Origin of the sequence: Paraburkholderia dipogonis, assembly GCF_046027395.1 — a bacterium.
In the GTDB taxonomy this organism is placed as follows: Bacteria; Pseudomonadota; Gammaproteobacteria; order Burkholderiales; family Burkholderiaceae; genus Paraburkholderia; species Paraburkholderia dipogonis_A.
Window position 1 is genome coordinate 328579 of the sequence record NZ_JAQQEG010000003.1, and the last position, 19373, is coordinate 347951.

19 protein-coding genes are annotated in these 19373 nt (G+C 61.4%); 8 read left to right on the plus strand and 11 right to left on the minus strand.

Going from position 1 to position 19373, the window contains the following annotated elements; all coding sequences use genetic code 11:
* Positions 1-19 precede the first annotated feature (19 nt).
* The 6 genes from PQR32_RS05520 (at position 20) to PQR32_RS05545 (ending at position 6320) form a co-directional block, all read left to right on the plus strand.
* On the plus strand, positions 20-1471 hold the full coding sequence (locus PQR32_RS05520) for an aldehyde dehydrogenase (RefSeq protein ID WP_408223011.1): 1452 nt from the start codon (positions 20-22) through the stop codon (positions 1469-1471).
* Between the two features lie 250 nt (positions 1472-1721).
* Entirely contained in the window at positions 1722-3623 is a 1902-nt protein-coding gene (locus PQR32_RS05525; RefSeq protein WP_408223013.1) for a feruloyl-CoA synthase, read from the plus strand.
* Between the two features lie 34 nt (positions 3624-3657).
* Entirely contained in the window at positions 3658-4542 is an 885-nt protein-coding gene (locus tag PQR32_RS05530) for an amidohydrolase family protein (RefSeq protein WP_408223015.1), read from the plus strand.
* A 146-nt stretch (positions 4543-4688) separates the two neighbouring features.
* Positions 4689-5735 carry a phytoene/squalene synthase family protein gene (locus PQR32_RS05535; RefSeq protein ID WP_408223017.1) on the plus strand — a complete coding sequence of 349 codons (1047 nt, stop codon included), beginning with the start codon at positions 4689-4691 and terminating at the stop codon, positions 5733-5735.
* A gap of 93 nt (positions 5736-5828) precedes the next feature.
* The gene (locus tag PQR32_RS05540; RefSeq protein ID WP_408223020.1) at positions 5829-5966 is read left to right on the plus strand and encodes a hypothetical protein; all 138 of its coding nucleotides are present in this window, start codon (positions 5829-5831) and stop codon (positions 5964-5966) included.
* 105 nt (positions 5967-6071) lie between these two features.
* Entirely contained in the window at positions 6072-6320 is a 249-nt protein-coding gene (locus tag PQR32_RS05545) for a hypothetical protein (protein WP_408223022.1), read from the plus strand.
* Positions 6321-6664: 344 nt separating this feature from the next.
* Here PQR32_RS05545 and PQR32_RS05550 read toward each other — a convergent pair whose 3' ends face one another.
* From PQR32_RS05550 to PQR32_RS05585, 8 genes are all read right to left on the minus strand, one after another.
* Entirely contained in the window at positions 6665-6982 is a 318-nt protein-coding gene (locus PQR32_RS05550; RefSeq protein ID WP_408223024.1) for a DUF4148 domain-containing protein, read from the minus strand.
* Between the two features lie 228 nt (positions 6983-7210).
* Positions 7211-7903, minus strand: coding sequence for a hypothetical protein (locus PQR32_RS05555; protein WP_408223076.1), 693 nt, complete (start codon positions 7901-7903; stop codon positions 7211-7213).
* Positions 7903-8385, minus strand: a complete 483-nt coding sequence (locus PQR32_RS05560; protein ID WP_408223026.1) for a glycoside hydrolase family 108 protein — start codon at positions 8383-8385, stop codon at positions 7903-7905. Before PQR32_RS05560 ends, PQR32_RS05555 begins: the two co-directional genes overlap by 1 nt.
* 99 nt (positions 8386-8484) lie before the next feature.
* A complete protein-coding gene (locus PQR32_RS05565) occupies positions 8485-9918 on the minus strand; it encodes a tetratricopeptide repeat protein (protein WP_408223027.1) in 1434 nt (477 codons plus the stop codon).
* 346 nt (positions 9919-10264) lie between these two features.
* Positions 10265-10531: a hypothetical protein gene (locus PQR32_RS05570; protein WP_408223029.1), complete on the minus strand. Its 267-nt coding sequence runs from the start codon at positions 10529-10531 to the stop codon at positions 10265-10267.
* Positions 10532-10987: 456 nt separating this feature from the next.
* On the minus strand, positions 10988-11854 hold the full coding sequence (locus tag PQR32_RS05575; protein ID WP_408223031.1) for an ABC transporter permease: 867 nt from the start codon (positions 11852-11854) through the stop codon (positions 10988-10990).
* A 16-nt stretch (positions 11855-11870) separates the two neighbouring features.
* Complete coding sequence (locus tag PQR32_RS05580) at positions 11871-12665, minus strand: ABC transporter ATP-binding protein (RefSeq protein WP_168789403.1); 795 nt, start codon at positions 12663-12665, stop codon at positions 11871-11873.
* A 39-nt stretch (positions 12666-12704) separates the two neighbouring features.
* Positions 12705-13724, minus strand: a complete 1020-nt coding sequence (locus PQR32_RS05585) for an ABC transporter substrate-binding protein (protein ID WP_408223034.1) — start codon at positions 13722-13724, stop codon at positions 12705-12707.
* A 238-nt stretch (positions 13725-13962) separates the two neighbouring features.
* On the opposite strand from PQR32_RS05585, the gene PQR32_RS05590 reads away from it, so the two are divergent.
* Both PQR32_RS05590 and PQR32_RS05595 read left to right on the plus strand, forming a co-directional pair.
* Positions 13963-14640, plus strand: a complete 678-nt coding sequence (locus PQR32_RS05590) for a response regulator (protein ID WP_011492737.1) — start codon at positions 13963-13965, stop codon at positions 14638-14640.
* On the plus strand, positions 14630-16024 hold the full coding sequence (locus PQR32_RS05595; RefSeq protein ID WP_408223036.1) for a sensor histidine kinase: 1395 nt from the start codon (positions 14630-14632) through the stop codon (positions 16022-16024). Before PQR32_RS05590 ends, PQR32_RS05595 begins: the two co-directional genes overlap by 11 nt.
* A gap of 160 nt (positions 16025-16184) precedes the next feature.
* Here the strand turns inward: PQR32_RS05595 and PQR32_RS05600 are convergent, their stop codons facing one another.
* From PQR32_RS05600 to PQR32_RS05610, 3 genes are all read right to left on the minus strand, one after another.
* On the minus strand, positions 16185-16436 hold the full coding sequence (locus tag PQR32_RS05600) for a hypothetical protein (protein ID WP_408223038.1): 252 nt from the start codon (positions 16434-16436) through the stop codon (positions 16185-16187).
* 292 nt (positions 16437-16728) lie between these two features.
* A complete protein-coding gene (locus tag PQR32_RS05605; protein ID WP_408223040.1) occupies positions 16729-17997 on the minus strand; it encodes an isoprenylcysteine carboxylmethyltransferase family protein in 1269 nt (422 codons plus the stop codon).
* An 81-nt stretch (positions 17998-18078) separates the two neighbouring features.
* Positions 18079-19373, minus strand: a 1295-nt coding sequence (locus tag PQR32_RS05610; RefSeq protein ID WP_408223042.1) for a collagen-like triple helix repeat-containing protein, incomplete at its 5' end; no start/stop codon positions are given.

Here is a 19373-nt window from a genome sequence, read left to right on the forward strand (position 1 = left end):
CAGCGAGGAGACGACGGACATGCATGAAGTGACTTTGTTGATTGGAGGCGAAAGCCGTGGCGCAGCGGACGGCAAGACGTTCGAGCGGATCAATCCCGCGAGCGGCAAGGCTGCTTCGCGGGCGGCGGCGGCCACGTTGGCCGATGCCGATGCCGCGGTCGAAGCGGCCGCGCGGGCCTTTCCGGCCTGGTCGGCGCTGGCGCCGACCGAGCGCCGCAAGCGTCTGCTGGCGGCAGCGGATCTGATGGATGCCCGCACGGCGCAGTTCATCGAAACCGGCGTCGCCGAAACGGGCGCGATGCCGAACTGGTACGGCTTCAACGTCATGCTGGCCGCCAACATGCTGCGCGAAGCCGCCGCCATGACCACGCAGATCGACGGCGACGTGATTCCGTCAGACGTGCCGGGCAGTCTCGCGATGGCGGTGCGCCAGCCATGCGGCGTGGTGCTCGGCATGGCGCCGTGGAACGCGCCGGTGATTCTCGGCACGCGGGCGATTGCCATGCCGCTCGCGTGCGGCAACACGGTCGTGCTCAAGGCATCCGAAGGTTGTCCGGGCGTGCATCGGTTGATCGGCAGCGTGCTGCAGGAGGCCGGGCTTGGCGATGGTGTCGTCAACGTGATCACACATTCCGCTGAAGATGCACCGGCGATCGTCGAGCGGCTGATTGCGCATCCGGCGGTACGTCGTGTGAATTTCACCGGGTCCACGCGCGTGGGGCGCATTGTCGCGCAGCATGCGGCGCTACATCTGAAGCCGGCGTTGCTCGAACTCGGCGGCAAGGCGCCCGTGGTGGTGCTCGATGACGCCGATCTGGATGCGGCCGTGGCCGGTATCGCGTTCGGTGCGTTCTTCAACCAGGGGCAGATTTGCATGTCGACGGAGCGCGTGGTCGTCGACCGGAAGATTGCGGACGCGCTGGTGGAGAAACTCGCGACAAAGGCACGGACCTTGAAAGCGGGCGACCCTGCCGCTGCGGACTCCGTGCTCGGCGTGCTCGAAAGCGCAGCCGCCGCGCAACGCATCAAGGCGTTGATCGAAGATGCGCACGAGAAGGGCGCGAGCTTGCCGGTCGGCTGCACAGTTGAAGGCGCCGTGATGCAACCGGTGATCGTCGACGGTATTACGCCTGCAATGAAGCTGTATGCGGAAGAATCGTTCGGGCCAGTGGTGACGGTGCAGCGCGTGGATGGCGACGAAGAAGCGATTCGAATCGCCAACGACAGCGAGTACGGACTCTCGGCAGCGGTATTCAGCCGCGATGTGTCGCGCGCGTTGAACGTGGCGAAACGTATTGAATCGGGCATCTGCCATATCAATGGGCCAACCGTGCACGACGAAGCGCAGATGCCGTTTGGCGGTGTGAAAAAAAGCGGCTATGGACGATTTGGTAGTAAGGCGTCGATTGCCGAGTTCACGGATCTGCGTTGGATCACGATTCAAACCGGACCTCGGCACTATCCGATCTGATCGTTGCGACGCGCGCCGTGGGCACTTTTCCCGCAATCATCTTGCATGGGATCAGAGTAAGCGCTAAAGCGCCAACTCTGATCGACCGCAGTTGCATGGGATCAGAGTAAGCGCTAAAGCGCCAACTCTGATCGACCGCACTTGCATGGGATCAGAGTAAGCGCTAAAGCGCTAACTCTGATCGACCGCAGTTGCATGGGATCAGAGTAAGCGCTAAAGCGCTAACTCTGATCGACACAGGAGACAGGCTTTGCATTCCGAGCCGATACAACCGAATACCCCCGGCGCGCCGATGCGCTACCGGGCGACGACGATCGGCGCTTCATCGTTGCACACGCAACGGCAAGGCGACACGTGGTATCTGCGCGCGGCAGAACCGCTCGGCGAACATCCGCAGCGTATGACGGAGCGGCTCGCCAGCGGTGCGCAAGCGCATCCCAACCGATGGCTGGCAGCGCGTCGCGGCAGCGACGGTCAATGGATCGGTCTCAGCTACGCGAAAGCATTACAAAGCGCTCGCGCAATCGGCCAGGCGCTGCTCGCGCGGGATCTGTCCGCTGAGCGGCCCGTCGTGATTCTGTCGGGCAACGATCTCGAACATCTGCAACTTGCGCTCGGCGCGATGTGGGCCGGCATTCCCTATGCCGCGATTTCGCCGGCCTATGCGCTTGCTTCCGGCGACTTCGGCAAGCTGCGCCATACGATCGATCTGCTGACTCCGGGTCTCGTGTTTGCAAGCGGCTACGATACGTTCGCCAAGGCAATCGAGGCGGTCGTGCCGGCCGATATTGAAGTTTTCACCGCTAAGCTGCCACGGGAACACCCGGCGGCGCGCAACGTGACTTCGTTCGACGACCTGCTGAACACAACGCCCACTACGGTCGACGCCGTTCACGCCACGGTGAGTCCGGATGCCGTCGCCAAATTTCTTTTCACGTCGGGTTCGACCAAACTGCCGAAGGCCGTGCCGACCACCCACCGCATGCTATGCAGCAATCAGCAGATGCTGCTTGAAACGTTCCCCGAGTTCGCGAAGGAACCGCCGGTGCTGGTCGACTGGCTGCCCTGGAACCACACGTTCGGCGGCAGTCATAACGTGGGCATCGCGCTCTACAACGGCGGAACGCTCTATATCGACGACGGCAAACCGGTCAACGGCAAGTTCGAGGAAACGCTGCGCAATCTGCGCGAGATCGCTCCGACTATCTACTTCAATGTGCCGAAGGGTTGGGAGGAACTGGCGATCGCGCTGGAACGCGACGCGCAACTGCGAGAAACATTTTTCTCGCGCGTGAAGGTGTATTTCTTCTCCGGCGCGGGTTTGTCGCAAGCGGCGTGGGACAGGCTCGAACGCGTCACTGAAACGTATTGCGGCGAGCGGATACGCATCATGGCCGGACTCGGCATGACGGAGACGTCGCCGTCGTGTCTGTTCACCACGGGGCCGATCATGCGCGCGGGCTATGTGGGCCTGCCCGCGCACGGTTGCGAAGTCAAACTCGCGCCGGTCGGCGACAAGCTCGAGGCGCGTTATCGCGGGCCGCACGTCATGGCCGGGTACTGGCGCGCCGACGCGGCCGAGTTGGAAAACGCTTTCGACGAAGAAGGCTACTTCCGCAGTGGCGACGCGCTGCGCTTTGTCGACATGACGCAACCAGAACTTGGATTGCTGTTCGACGGGCGCATTGCGGAGGACTTCAAGCTGAGTTCGGGCACGTTCGTGAGCGTTGGCCCGATGCGGGCGCGCGTGATTTCTGAAGGCGCACCGTATGTGCAGGACGTGGTGGTCGCCGGCATGAATCGCGACGATGTGGGGCTGCTGGTCTTTCCGCGGCTCGACGATTGCAAACGGCTCGCTCGTTTGCCTGCTTCGGCGAGCGCGCAACAGGTGGTCGAAGCACCCGCCGTGCGCGCGCACTTCGCCGCGCTGCTCGACACGCTCAATCGCAGTGCCACGGGCGGCGCGACCACCATTGCGCGTTTGCGGCTCATGGACGTCGCGCCGTCGCTCGATCTCGGCGAAATCACTGACAAGGGCTCGATCAATCAACGCGCGGTGTTGACGCATCGCGCCGCGCTTGTCGAGGCGATGTACGACGTGGCGCAGCGCGATCGCGCGGTGATCGTCGCGAGCGCATGCAGCGCGACGTGACGCGTGGGCCGCAGGATCAGACAGGGAACGGTAGATGAATCTCGACCAACTCGTCGCAATCGACACTCACGTGCACGCGGAAGTCTCGTGCTGCCAGCCGCCGGATCTGTTCGGCAAGGAATTCGACGATGCCGCCGACAAGTACTTCGGCACCGTGCTGAAACTCGGCCGGCGGCCGACGATTCCCGAGACCATCGAACACTATCGCGAGCGCAAGATCGGTTTCGTGATGTTCACCGTGGACTGCGAAGCGAACCTCGGACGACGGCGCATCCCGAACGAGGAAATCGCCGAATTCGCGCAGAAGAACAGCGACATCATGATCGCCTTCGCGAGCATCGATCCGCACAAGGGCAGGATGGGTGTGCGCGAAGCGCGCAAGCTGATCGAGGAACACGGTGTGCGCGGTTTCAAGTTTCATCCCACGATGCAGGCGTTTTTTGCTAACGACCGGCTTGCCTATCCGCTCTACGAATTGATCGCCGAACACCGGCTCACGGCCGTTTTTCACAGCGGCCATTCCGGCATGGGGTCGGGCATGCGAGGCGGTGGCGGCCTGCGCCTGAAATATTCGGAGCCAATCCATCTCGACGACGTCGCGGCGGATTTCCCCGATATGAACATCGTGATCGCGCATCCGTCGTGGCCGTGGCAGGAGCAGGCGTTGTCGATTGCGTTGCATAAACCCAATGTCTATATCGACCTGTCCGGCTGGTCGCCGAAGTATTTCTCGCCTGAGTTGATCCGCCACGCCAATACGGTACTGAAGCGCAAAATGCTGTTCGGTTCGGATTTTCCGCTGATCCAGCCGGACCGTTGGCTGGAGGATTTCAAGCAGGTCGGTTTCAGGGAAGAGGTGCAGCCTTTGATCCTCAAGCAGAACGCGATCGGTCTGCTGGGGCTTCAGAAAGACGCCTGAACGCGAGCGGTGGCGAGAGGGTTAACGGGTAGCGGGGCAGATTCGCGCAGCACGGCAGAGGCGCTTCGCCGTATACAATTCGGCAGCGCCTGATTTTTGCCTGATTTTTTGCCCGCTTCTTGCACAACTCCGACCTGATCCCATCCATGCCGAATCCGACCCGGGCCTTCCTTCTTGGCCCGCTCCTGAAAGGCGTTTCACGCTCCTTCTATCTCACCCTGCGCGTGCTGCCCGTCGGGATGCGCGATCCGATCGGACTCGCGTACCTGCTGGCCCGCGCGGCCGATACGATTGCGGACACCTCGCTGATCTCGCCGGAACAACGCCTCGCCTTGCTGTTGTCGCTGCGCGCGCAGGTAAACGGCGCAACGGACGACGGCGCGCTGTTCCAGCGCATGGCCGCCGAAGTGGCGGGGCAGCAGATCCAGTCGGATGAGAAGGTGCTGCTCGAATCGCTCGGCCCCGCGCTCGATGTGTTGTCGCAACTGAGCGAATCGGATCGCAAGGCGGTGCGCGAGATCGTCTCGACGCTCAGCGAAGGCATGGAGTTCGATCTTCGCACTTTCCCTGACGAACGTTCCGGCCAGATCGCGGCGCTGCGCGAATACGACGAACTCGACCGCTATACGTATCTGGTGGCGGGCTGCGTCGGCGAATTCTGGACCACGATGACTTACGCGCACATGCCCGGCACGCTGAAAGAACGGCCCGAGACGATGGCACGGCGCGGCGTGCGGTTCGGCAAGGCGCTGCAGATGACCAACGTACTGCGCGACTGCGGCAAGGATTTGCGGATCGGCCGCTGTTACTTGCCGCAGACCCTGCTCGACCAATATGGTCTAAGTGCGCAGGACCTCTTGTTGCCGGCGAATTCGGTGCGTGCCCGGCCGTTGATGGTCGAGCTTCTGCGCAAGACACTCGATCATTTCCGCGAAGCCCTCGATTACACGCTGGCGATTCCGGCGTTTTCCGTGCGTTTACGTCTCGCATGTTTGTGGCCGATTCTGATCGGCCTCGAGACGCTGATCCTGCTCGCGGACAACAACGCCTGGCTTGATCCGCAGAAGGTGTCCAAGGTGCGGCGTAATAAGGTGTATCAGATCATCGCGTCGTCGCTGTTGCTGGTGCCTTCGAATGCGCTGGTGCGCAACGCCATCGAACAGCGAATCAGGCAGATCGAAGCCCGGCTTTGAGGGTAACGAGACACGCAGTGTAGGGGAACGTACCGAATAAAAAGGCGGTGAACCGTAATTGGCGGACAACCCCTTTGTCCGATGCAGATTCACATGGCGCCCAACGTGTATGCCTATGCGGTGTATCCGCTGTTCGAGCGGAACACCGGGCGTGTCTGGCGAAGCATTCAGATGTTTCATTTCTACGGGCAAGACCAGATCCAGCCACGCCGCATAACGGATCGCGCGTAAGCGTGATCTGATTTAATCTGCATCATGGAATAGCCATCGATCGGGAAACCCCTAGGACCGTGTATCCATGGTTCGCGTTAGTCTCTTCAAAAGAGGAGACGAACCATGAGACAAGCGTTCAATATTGCCGTAGTGCTGTTGCTCGGCTATCTGATGGCAGATAGAGCGCTGATGCGTGCGCAAGCGGGAGAGATGGGGACAATAACGTGTCACCAGGGCGCTGAACTGGTCAAATCGAACGCGCTGAAAAAAGGCTTTGGAGACATCGGGGCCAGCAGCCAGGGCGAGAATTTCCTCTCGAGCTGTCTTGTCACCGGGCGCGGTCGAGTCGGCGATCTGATCGCACGCGACTAACGCGGGTCGCCGGCTCACTATCTGCGACCGGCGCGTAGTCTGTCATTGCGGGCGCCGTTTCGATGCTGACAAAGGCGCCGCCGAACAAGGCGCCAATAAAAAGCGCCCGGACCGTGAAGGGTCCAGGCGAAGCCATCGGGAGCCCGATGACGGAGGTAACCAATAGACGACTGGCCCGCGATCGGGGATACCCGGTCGCGGGCCAGTTCGTTTTGAATCATCGCGCAGCGGTTACTGGCGCGCTGGGCGGTCAATCACCGCACAGGACCTGGCGCTTGTGCAGTTCAACTCGCCGAATGGCTGGTTACGGTCGGGTTACTGCCTGATTACCGCGCGGCTGCGGCTTAATTGCCGAAGTAAATCGACTTCGGGCCGTTCGCTTGAACCTGGCTGCCCGATTGCGAGGCGCCGTTCACCACACCACCATAACCACTTCCCGCAGCCTGTGCGGTGCCGTTTTCACGAGCGACGCGAGCTTGTGCGGCCTGAATATCGGCCGGATAGTACGGGTCGGCGAGGCCCGGCTGATAGCCTGCCTTTTCGAGTTGAATCAGTTCAGCGCGCACTTGCGCGCGGGTCACGGGCTGGTTGGACTGCGCAAACGAAGCAACGGGAGCGGCCAGCACAGCGGCGATAACAACAGCTTGAATGAGCGATTTCATGATGAACTACCTCCAGATCAGTTTTATCTTGCTACGAACCTTCTTGTTCGTATTCAGTGATTGCATTGTAGTTTTGCGACCTGGAGAGAGTAATCACCGTTTGAGGTAATGTTTGTTGCTAAATTTGAGACAAACGGCCGGAATTCGGCGGTGAGAAACGCGCAACGATGCACGCGGCGAGCGGTTCACTCGTCGCGTGCATCGTCTGGTACTTGAACGAGTCGCCGATCAGCTGCCCGAGAATATCGGACCCTGTCCGCCCGGCGCGAATTGCTGGAATACCTCGCTGTGCGACGGAGCCGGCGCCGCTTGTGGACGCGCGGCCGAGGCCGTTGCGGGCTCGCGAAGCGTGAGAGCGCTGTCCGGCGTGATGGGAACGCTGGGCTTGGCGAGCAACTCGGTCTTTCGCATCGATCCCACCGACGTGCCGAAGTAGTAGCCGATGATGCTGATCCACGCCGTACCCAATGCGCCGACGATCACGTTGACGAGATCTTTGTTCGCGCCCGGCAACGGCTGGAAGGCCATGAGTAGCAGAATGCCGAAGAAGCCGGCGGTGACCGCCATCGCAAGGACTTTGGGCACCCAGTCCTTGTTGCTGATTCCCATTGCGCGCGCGTCGGCCCGATCGGCGGCCTGGATGCGCGCCATATCGCTTTCGTGCGCGAGGCTCGCCTGGGCGGCGCTGACCATCAGTTGTTGCAATTGCAACGAGTTCGCACTTTCGGCTTGCCGGACTTTCTCGAGTGCGCTGGGATCGTTCAACGCGAGTTCCACCACGCCGGGATCGCTCGGCGTGCCGAGCGCATGCGAAATGATCGCGGCGGCGGCCGTCACACCCACGCCAATGGGACCACCCACGAGGCCGGCGAGAAGCGGGGCGCTGCTGCCGATGTTCGACGCTACTTTAGACCAGTCCATCATGCTGCTCCCAGGAGAAGATTAGCGGCCATTCTTTCGGTCCATCCACGGCTGAAATTGGGCCATGCGTGAAGGTTGCGCAGGTAACGCAAGCGATAAGCGGCAAAACGCATGACAAACTTCAGCGGGTCCGCGCTTTTGACTGCATCGAGTGTGTCCGGGCCGAACTTGCCGTCTTCTTTCGCGCCGGAAGCTTTTTGCATCCACAACACCACCAGGCCGCCGTTGTAATTGGCGTCGAAGATCTGGAAGGCCACGCGCGCGTCGAGTTCGTCGAGATGCAGCGGATCCCAGTATTTCTGTTTGGCGATCTGTCTGGCGGTATCCAGCGGCAGATCTTTCATGGCGCCGGTATAACCCGCGCTGCGTGCCACGCGCGCCGTGACGCCCCACATCGTTTCACCGCCAGGGTCATGCGGATTGAAGGAGTAACCGCCTTCATTGCCGATCAGAGCCTTGAACGCCTCTTCGAAATTGTCCATCGAACATCTCCTCTTCAACTAGGTGCTTTACTGCAACGGTTAGGTGCTGCCGGATCAAGCCATCTGCATTGCGAGCCATTCGGTATGGCTGGTGGTTCGTTACGCGGTTTGCAACGGAAGCAAGGCGGGCGGATTCGAAACAGGTCTGACTCCGCCATTGGGTTTCGATGCGTCCGGGCGATTGCCTGCCTGCGCCGCTCTGGCAAGCCGCGCCAGATGACTTTCCCGCGCTGACAAAGTCCCCGCGTCGAGTTGCAACGCTTGCGCATATTTGCGCGAGGCGCCGGGCAGATCGCCTTTGCGATCCAGTGCCCGGCCCCATTCCGCGTAGGAGGGCGCGAGATCGGGGCGCAGTGCGACAGCGCGCGAGAGCTTTTCGATCGCTTCGTCATAGCGGCCGACAGTGACGAGCGCTTCGCCCCAATCGTGCAGGTTGTCGACAGAGTCCGGCTTCATGCTGTCAGCCTGCTTGAATGCATCGAGTGCTTCGGAATAGCGATTCGCATGCAACAGCACGTCGCCGAGGAGACGCAGATTTTCCGCAGTCTTCGATTTTTCGCTCGCGCCGGCTCGCAAGGCTTCGAGTGCGTCGCCGATGCGATGCTGCTGTTCGAGTGCGATGCCAAGGCTTGCGTGCAGCACCGCCGAATGTTTGTACACGGTCAGCGCTTCGCGAGTCTGCTGTTCGGCCTCTTTGGATAGCCCCTGATTGGCAAGCAGCCACGCTTTGCCGGCGAGCGCCCATTCGCCTTGCTCGGAGGCAGGCAGTGCCAGCACTTCGTCGTAGATCGAAACGATCTCGCCGTAGTCGCATTGCGCGAGCGAACACTTGGTTCTCTGGACCTGCGAATAGAGATGACTGGCGAGAATATTCGGCTCGGCAAGACGCATGGCTTTGACCGCGATGTCGTGCACGAACTTCTCCAGATCGCGTCCTTCGAAAGACACGGTGCTTTCGCGGGAATCGAAGGGGCCGCCTTCAATCTCCACATGCGCCACATAGGAGTCCGCGCTGTCGTTGACCTTCGTGATGCCGACATGAACCACGACATCCGTGCGTTTGATGACGCCTTTGATGAAGCGGACGGTGGTCGCATACGACATCTCCTGACCGGGGATCTGAATGTCCGGTTGTGCGTCGTTGTCCGTCATGGTGTCGTGCGGAATCGACTCGGCGTCCTGGCCGATCGCCCGCATCGACGACATGATGCGTTCCGCGAGGAAGTTCGATGTATAGCCGCGTTCCACCAGCGACTGCGGTGTTTCGACGGGCGGCACCAGCAATTGCCGCGTGAGTACGCCGCGCACGACGAGGCAGAAAAAACCGATGGTGAGCACCGCGAAAACCCACGGCAAGACATACGGCCACAACCGTTTCGGGCCTCGCCCGATGAAACCTGCGGTCCGCAACCCGAACGGCACGAGTCCGGCTGAAAAGTGGCGATTTCCCGCGCGATGCGTCGAACCGCTTGCCGCGGAAAAGGACCGGCTTCGCGAATTCATTGGTCGACGTTGACTCTGCACACTCGACATGACGCACCTCGATTCAACCGATGTTGGTAAGTGCACGACTGGGTGACGGTTGTTACGCATCGACCGTGCCATTGCGCACAGTGCCTTATGCAGTGGGCCTGTACGCTATTGCGGCGACCTGGAGAGCGGAATTGTGTTGCGCGCGGACCAACGAATGCCGATCGCGAGTTCGGTGGCGGGAGACAGGTGGCGGGGAGTTGGCGCAGAGGTGAGAAAGGGGCGTTTCGATGAGACGCCATATTCGCTTCGTCCCGTCGGGCGACGGGCCGGATACGGCGTCATTCATATAGCGAAGCCGGAGGCGAGCTCGTCAGCAATGCGGTCGCCTCCAATACTACGGCGCCGTTCAGTTGCCTCCTTTGAACAGCTCTTGCAGGCGCGCCGCTTCGCCATTTTTCTGCGATTGAATAAGTTGCTGGTAGACGTCCGCACGCGTCAGTCCCTGTGCTTTTGCAGGGCCACCGGACATCGAAGTGGTGGAGGGTTGCCCGCCCACCGCATCGGCTGCTGTCGGTTGAGCTTGCGCTGTATTCTCGGTACTGGCGTCCTGAGCGTGCGCTTGCCATGCGAACGCGCAAAGCAGTCCGCCTGCGATGATCAGAGCCTTCTTCATGTCCCTCTCCTTCAAACCCTTGGCGTCGCCCTCGCGACACCTCATTGCGGAAGTTCCGCCGGGATTGCCCGCAATACATGCCGCACAACCTGACGGAACACAGGGCGGAGACGATCACCGGCTTCCTTGTCGAATTCCGCGCAGCGCACCAGAGAGGTGCGTCATCGAAGTACTTCGTGTAGCAAGGAAAGGTGCGCGCTGAGGCTTTATTGTTCGGCGACGGTTCAGAGAGCCGATCTTGCCTCCACCATGTAAAGGAGACGGGTACGCTGCATGCAAATTCAAGCATTAATCAGCCATCCTGAATGCATATATGGCTCTTTGCTTCAAAAAATCCGACCAGGTTAATTTAGCCTTACTTCCATCTTTCATTTTGCACAAAAGAAAATGCCGTTCGGCCTGTGGCCGAACGGCATTCTTTTTAAAGCAGTCTTCTGCGCAATTAATATGGCCTGCTTAAACCGCAGCCGGCCTCCACTTCAACAACCGCTGTTCGACCGCAGTCAACAGATAATCCGCTGCCAGTGCGACGACAGCCAACACAATCATCGCGGCGAACACACCACTTGCGTTGAACGCGCCTTGCGCAGTGGAGATCAACAGTCCGATACCTTGCTTCGAGCCGAGGAACTCGCCGACCACCGCACCGACCAGAGCGAAACCGAAGCTCACATGCAAGCTCGCGAGAATCCAGCTCAACGCCGACGGAATCACCACCGAGGTCGTCACCTGACGGCGCGACGCGCCGAGAATCTGCGCATTCGCGATCATGTAGCGATCGGCTTCACGCACGCCCTGGAAAGCATTGGCGAACACGACGAAGAACACCATCACCACCGCCAGCGCCACCTTCGACGCCATACCCAACCCCAGCGCAATCACGAACACCGAACCGAGCACCACGCGCGGAATCGAGTTGGCGATCTTGATATAGAGACTGAAGACGTCGGAGAGCAGCTTGTTGCGGCCGAGCACGATGCCGCAGAACACACCGGCCACCGAACCGATAATGAAGCCGAGGCCGGTTTCTTCGAGCGTGACCCACACCTGGGTGAGTAGCGGACCTTGCGAAGTACCGTTCACGAACCAGTCGATGATCTGTTCGAAAATCGCGCTGGGCATCGAGAAGAAGAACGGGTCGATCCACTTCAGGCGCGCGGACAATTCCCATCCGCCGAGTACGACCACCAGCACGACGACACGCAGCGAGATCACCAGCGCGTGACGCTGCCGGATGCGTCTTTGCGCCACGCGTTCGACTTGCGCGAGCGATGCGGCGTCGATGCCCGAACGGGGCATCATCTGTTGAGGGGTAGTAGACATGTTTGCCGTTCCTTGATTAACCGATCTGCACTTCTTCGCGCAGGTCGTGCCAGATGTCACGCGAGATTTCGATGAAACGCGGGTCGTAGCGAACCTCCGACGTGACGCGTGGACGCGGCAGATCGATTTCGTACACTTTCTTCAACGTCGCCGGGCGCGCGGTCAGCACGAACACGCGGTCGGCGAGCGCAATCGCTTCTTCCAGATCGTGCGTGACGAACACCACCGAGCCGGCGCCGCCCCACAGTTGCAGCAGTTCGTCCTGCATCAGCGTGCGGGTTTGCATGTCGAGCGCCGAGAACGGCTCGTCCATCAACAGGATCTCCGGCTTGTTGATAAAGGTCTGCGCGAGCGCCACGCGCTTCCTCATACCGCCGGACAGCTGATGCGGATAATGCTTGCCGAACTTGTCGAGGCCTACGCGGCGCAGCCATTCGTTGGCTTCGTCGTAAGCGGCGGATTTCGAGCGGCCGCGATACAGCGGACCGGCCGCCACGTTGTCGAGCACCGAACGCCAGGGGAACACGGCGTCGGCCTGAAACACGAAACCGATACGCGGATCGATGCCGTCCACCGGTGCGCCCATCACGCGCACTTCGCCGGTGGTGGGCTTCAGCAAGCCGGTAATCATGCTGAGCGTGGTGGACTTGCCGCAACCCGTGGGGCCGACCACCGCGACGAATTCGCCGCGCGCCACCGACATGCTGAAGTCGCGCAATGCGATCGTTGCCTTGCCGTCAGGAGAAATGAAACGGCACGATACGTTGCGCATCTCGATCGCTGGCGTATCGCGTGACAGGGGTTGATTCATCGGCTGGTGCCTCGCTGTTCTCGTGATGTTGAAAGGGCGTTACTTCGCCGCGGTTTTGACCGCTGCCGACACGTAGTCGTTGGTGTAGGTCTTGGCGAGGTCGATATGCTTACCCTTCACCGAAGGATTGAACGCCGACAGCACTTTCAGCACGGTGTCCGGGCCGTCGGCGGGCATCTTGCCGTCCTTCGTGAACATCGGCAGCGACGCCTTCAGCGCGCCGACATACAGGTCTTTGTTGTTGCCGTAGTAGTCCTTCGGCATCTTCGCGGCGATCTCTTCGGCGCTATGCGTCGCGATGAAGTTCAGCGTCTTCGCGAAAGCGTGCGAGAGCTTCGCGGCGTCGTCCTTGTGCGACTCCGCCCACGCGCGCTGCACGTAGAAGCTCGACGCCGGATAGGTGCCGCCGAGCGCGGCGCGCGTGCCTTCGAGCGTGCGCATGTCGACCAGCACCTTGGCGTCGCCGGTCTTTAGCAACTGCGAGACGGTCGGCTCAGTCGTCATGCCCGCGTCGATACGGCTCTGCTTGATGGCCGCGATAAAGCTGTTGTCCGCGCCCACCGGGAGCAGCGTGTATTGCGTGGACGGCACACCCGCACGTTGCGCGAGGTATTGCGTGAGGAAGCTGGTCGACGAACCGAGCCCGGTCACACCGAGCGTCTTGCCCTTCGAGTCGGCCATGCTCTTGAAGCTGTCCGCGGCCTTGGTGGAGACCATTTCCACTTCACCCGGCACCTGGCCGAAGATCACCAGCGCCTGGATTTCCTTGCCCTTGCTCTGCAGGTCGATGGTGTGGTCGTAAAAGCCGACCACGCCTTGCACCGCGCCCGCCAGCAGTTCGTTTTCCGCGTCGACGCCGGCCGGTTGCGAGAGGATTTCGACATCGAGGCCTTCGTCCTTGAAGTAGCCGAGTTGCTCCGTGAGCTTGGCGGGCAGATAGATGATCTTGGTGGCGCCGCCGACCATGATCGTGAGCTTTTCCGCGTGAGCGGCCGCCGAAGCGGCGGCAAGGGTGAACGCAACACCTGACACAGCGGCAATCTGGCGCAAGGTACGCATGAAGCAGTCTCCTTAGGTTTGGTCGCCGCTGGGTGTTGCGCGCGGCGCTTTCTGGGTGAATGACGGCGATTATAGAAATTGGAAACCTTCTGCCAGCTTTCGGGCGTGTGAGCAAATCATGGGTGTTAACCCGAAACTGCGCCTCAAACACCCCAACGTATGCCACCAACCAAATAGGACGCGCGCAAACCCCTTGTTTTACGGCACAATCGACGGCCTGACTTTTGCCGTCCCCGCCATGAAGCTGCTGCTCATCGAAGACAACCCCACGCTGGCGCACTGGCTCGCTAAGATGCTGGAGCAGGAGGCGTTCGCGCTCGATGCTGTGCAGGATGGCGACGCTGCCGACCAGCTGCTGCGCACCAATCACTACGACGTGATCCTGCTCGACCTGAATCTGCCCAAGCTGTCGGGCAAGAACGTGCTGCGGCGTCTGCGTCAGCGTGGCGACGCGACGCCGGTGCTGATTCTGACGGCGAGCGGCTCGATCGACGAAAAGGTGGAACTGCTCGGAGCCGGCGCGGACGATTACCTGGTCAAGCCGTTCGAAGTGCGGGAGTTGATCGCGCGGATCAAGGTGGCGATCCGTAGGCAGTCACCCTCGAAGGCAAGCGAAGTGGTGTGCGGCGATCTCGCATTCGACATCGATACGCGCCAGTTCACGCTGAAGGGTGCGCCGCTGAACGTCACGCCGCGCGAGCGCTCGGTGCTCGAAACGCTGATCCTGCGTCTGGGCAAAACCGTGACGAAGCCGGCGCTGGTCGACGCGATCTTCACCCTCGCCGACGAGCCGAGCGAAGACGCCGTCGAAATCTACATCTCGCGTCTGCGCAAGAAACTCGACGGCAGTTCGGCGGCGATCGTCACGCTGCGCGGGCTCGGCTATCTGCTGCGCAAGAAAGAAGATGACCAATAGTCTGCGTATGCGCCTGTTGTGGTGGCTGCTGGTGCCACTCGCGCTGTACGTGTTCGTGACCGGCAAGGCCGAATACGACAACGCGCGGCGCACGGCGGATCTGGTGCAGGACAATCAGTTGATCTCGTCGGCGCGCATGATCGCGGGCGAAGTGGAATGGGTGGATGGCTTTCTGCGTGTGGATGTGCCGCCCGCCGCGCTCGAAGTATTCGTGTCGCCTTATCGCGATCAGGTGTTCTACAGCGTGAGTGTCGACGACGGACGCCTGCTCGCCGGCACACCTGATTTCCCGTCCCGTCCGGCGCAAGCACCGGATACACCGGATCACTACGACACCCATCTGCAAGGCCACACTGTGCGCGCGGTCGGCCTCGTGCGTCTCATGTACGACAACGGCGCGACGCGCCGCGTGCGTGTGACGGTCGGCAAAACCGTGCGTTCGCGCGACGCCATGGCTCAGCAATTGTGGCAACCGCAACTCGTGAGGCAGATCGAGATGATCGTGTTGGCGGTCGCGCTGGTATGCATCGGCCTGACTTTCGAGTTGCGTCCGCTGATGAAAGTGAAAGAGGATGTGACGGACCGCGATCCGATGCAACTCGAGCCGATTCGTGTCGAGCGTCTGCATACCGAGTTGCGGCCGATCGTGGAAGCGATCAATCAGTGCATCGCGCGGCTCGGCGTGCAGGTGGCTGCGCAACGCCGCTTTATCGCCGACGCCGCGCATCAGTTGCGCACGCCGCTGACATTGCTCGGCACGCAGTTGCAGTTCGCGCGTCAACAGGACGGCTTGAATCCCGCGCTCGACGAGGCGCTCGCCGCCATGCATCGCAGTAACCGTTCGATGGTGGGCCTCACGAACAAGCTGCTTCTGCTCGCGCAAGCCGAGGCCGCCGACAACACGCAGTTGGCAGTGGAAACGGTGGACCTGGTGTCGCTCGCAATGGAAGTCGTCGAGGACCTTGCGCTACTCGCCCAGGCCAGAGGCATCGATTTAGGAGCCGAACTGCACGGCGTCGCTCCGGTTGCAGGGCATCGCGGTCTGCTTCAGGCGTTGATCGCCAACCTCGCGGAGAATGCGATCCGCTATACGTGCCGTGGCGGGCATGTCACCGTGGGCGTGAGCGCCGATACCGATACCGTCACCGTGAGCGTGCTGGACGATGGTCCCGGCATTCCGGCCGAGTCGCGCAATCGGGTGTTCGAGCCGTTCTTCCGGGCGTCGGCGGATACGGAAGGCACGGGATTGGGCCTCGCTATCGTGCGTGAAATTGCCGACGCCCATCACGGCGTGATCACGCTGAAGCCGGGCGAGGGCGGCAAAGGCGTGCACATCAGCGTGTCGTTTCCGCGGATTGCGGCAGAGCGGTCCCAGACGGATTAAAGCCTGAACCGGCGTGATGGAAACGTCGAACTATCGTGTTGTTCTCGCGAGCAACAAAGTGCCGGAGGCTACGCTCGTCTTCTGGGCGATCGGCAACGGATCAATTCTGCATCGTTAGGTGAGCAAGGCGCCAGGTGTGCCCGTTAGCACACGCACTTCATTACCGCGGTATCCAAGGCGCACGAATCTGCGTACCGATGGGCTTTTTCTTCGCACCATTTTTCGCCTCAAACTTATCCAGATCCCTAAGCAAATGCTGGATCTGCGAGGCTTGGGTTTCGGTCAACCGGAATTCGTTCTGTATGCGATGCAGACGTCTTCGCCAATATGCCGGCTGCAGCACTGGCTCACCGCGAAATGCGCTCAGCGACGGCACCATCACACGCGCCACGTGCGCGATGTCTTCATCCATTGTCATGCCATAACCCCGATGACCTCGCCATTTAGTCGCCGCCTCGGTTCTTATGTCGCGGGTGGACTGAGTCTGTCAGGCGGTGTTTGTCCGAAAGCGGCGGTCAACATCCTACAAACTCACAATTCGTCGGTCAAGGTTTCCGACGCTCGTCGACGCAAGGATAACCCGACGCAAGCCGGGTCGTCGCGCGGTTTGTTCCGTGTGAGGTGCGTTTGTTGCGCTGCATGATTTGCTGGTTTGTCATCGGTATCCTGCCGGTCGTGTTGTCGCGATCGACCGAACTCACCGCTCAATCAAACATCCGCGAGAGCTTCGCAATCACGCCATTCCTCGCAATCCACTCCGCGTACTCCCTGTACGCCGGATCGTTCATCAAATGCCTTTCTTCAGTCTTGGCCCGCAGCAAATAAAGCAGATTCACCGCGAGCAGTGCAGCACAATGCGTCACAGCGATCCGCCATCCCAGCGGCTCGACAAACGGTACCGTCACCATCCAGTAAGACAGATTCTTCGCGATATAAGCGGGATGCCTGGTGAACCGATAAGGTCCTGAAGTGATGATGCCGCGATTGGTCAAATTCGAAAACCGCAAGCCAAACGAGATGGTGGCGAGCGCATAGCAAAGCAGCAAAGCAACGATGACCACGCCCCACGCCACGCGGACAACGGGCATCGAAATAAGCCAGTTGTCCCAGAACACCGAGCCTTCGTAATGGATGTACTGGTTCGAGATCAGCGACCAGAACGGCTGATAACAGATCAGTGCAACGAGCCAGCCCAGCATGGTGGGCTCAGCGCTGCGCACATGGCTGTCGAGAATGCGCAACGTGCACAGGTAACCCACGGTGCCGAACATCAGGTCCATCGCGAAGGCCAGGTCGTACATGAACCGGAATGTCGCGAGAGAGAACGGCGTGTTCAGCGCGGTCGTCAACGAGGCGTTCAGGTGGTCCGCATTGGTGGACAGGTAGACGATCATCAGCGGGAGGAAGAACGCCTTCACCATCCAACCGGCCAGCATTTCCCGCACGGGACGCCAGTTCGTGGGACGCTCGCCGCGAAACAGCAGGCGTGCCCATAGGAGATATGCGTCGTCGATTTCGCGCTGATGTCTGTCCATCCACGCAAAATAGAACGGCGCCGCGAAGAGCACATACGGCGCGAGCGTACCGATCAGCGACCAGAACGGGTTGTAGAAGACGCCGTGATATTCGGGCAACAGCCAGTAAAGCGCGCCGATGCCCGCGTACACCGAGGCTAACGCCGCGAGGCGCAACGCGACGCGCACGATGTTCAGCGGCCTCACCGCGCGGCTCGCCAGACCAGCGCTCGGGCGCAGATAGACGCGCGCGACGAAGAGCTCGTAGGCGGCGATGGTCGCGATGATCGCGAGACAGGCGACGGTGCTGCGTGCCGCGCCATCGAGCACGCTGCTGTTGCGCAGCAGCCAGAGTGTGATCAGGCCGGCGGCGATACCGAGCAGACCGATCGAAAACGGAGTCGCCGAGCGGGGGCGCGGGTCGTGTACGCGCGCGACGGCATCGATAGTGGAGTTCATGTCATCCCTCGTTGTCATGACATTGAAGGCGGCCGGGCTGTTGGCTTTTTTTGACGCCCGGCCGCCGTGCTTGCGTAACGCTTATTTGCCGGCCGTTGCAACGCCGCCGAGCAGTCCGCCGACCAGGTTCGTCACCGGCGCGAGTGGGTTCTTGCTGGACGAACCGCTGCTGCCTGTGCCGCTTGCCGAGCCACCGGTCAAACCGCTGATGAGACCCGTCACCGGATTGGCTGCCGTGCCGCCTTGAGAGGCGTTGGCGCTGGCGCTGACACCGCCGGTCACGCTGACCGTCAACGGGCCGACCAGGCTGACGATCGGTGTGAGTGGGCCGCTCGTGCCGGACGTCCCGCCCAGTGAACCGACCTTGCCGAGAAGCCCGGTGACGGGCGCGAGCAGACCGGCGGCGCCGCCCGAGGCGCCGGTGCCACCCGCAGCGCCGCCCAATGATCCAAGGTTGCCAATCAGTCCGGTCAACGGCGGGATGGAGACGCCGCCGCCCGAGCCACTCGTGCCGCCGAGCCCGCCGAGTGGCCCGAGCAAGCCCGTGAGCGGCGCGAGCGGATTGGTCGTCGCGCCGGTGAACAGTCCGCCCGTGTTCGTGACGGTTTTGCCCAATTGGCTCACGACTCCGCCGCCGTCCTTGCCGACCTGATCGCCGGTGGCGCCCGACACCTTGATACCGGCCGAGTTGAGTCCGTTGCCGAGCGTGCCGAGCAGGTTGTTGAGCGGCGTACCTAGACCCGTTGCGTTGCCGATCGTCTGTGTCGTGTTGGAGACGGCGAGGGTGATCGGGTTGATTGCCGAGCTGAGTTGCGTCTCGACCTGCTGGACCGGCGCGCTCAAGAGCGCGGTGTTCAATCCCGAGCCGACAGCAGTCACACCACTCCCGACACCGCCGACGGCACTGCCGAGTGTCGACGTCACCGGGGAGAGCGGCTTCAGCGGCCCATTGCCGAGACTCGACACCACGCCGCCGACTGCGGTTACGGCGGCGCCGGTATTGGAGACGAGGCCGGAGGTCGAGGTCAGCGTCGGGCCGAGGGGATTGGCCGTGCTGCCAACGGTGCCGAGGCCGGCGGCGGTGCCGTTGCCCAGTACCTTCACGCCCTTGCCCAGGCCAGTGATCGCGGTGCCGAGGTTCGAGGTCGTAGCGCCGCTGACGCCGGGAATCGAGGTGCCGGTGATCTTCGTGCCGGTATCGGCGGCTGTCGTGCCGACGGCGGTGATGAGATTACTGGCGTGGGTGACGATGTTGCCGATGGGGGTGGAGGAGGTACCCGAAGTGCCCGAAGTGCCCGAAGTGCCGGAAGTACCCGAAGTACCCGAAGTACCCGAAGTACCCGAAGTACCCGAAGTACCCGAAGTACCCGAAGTAC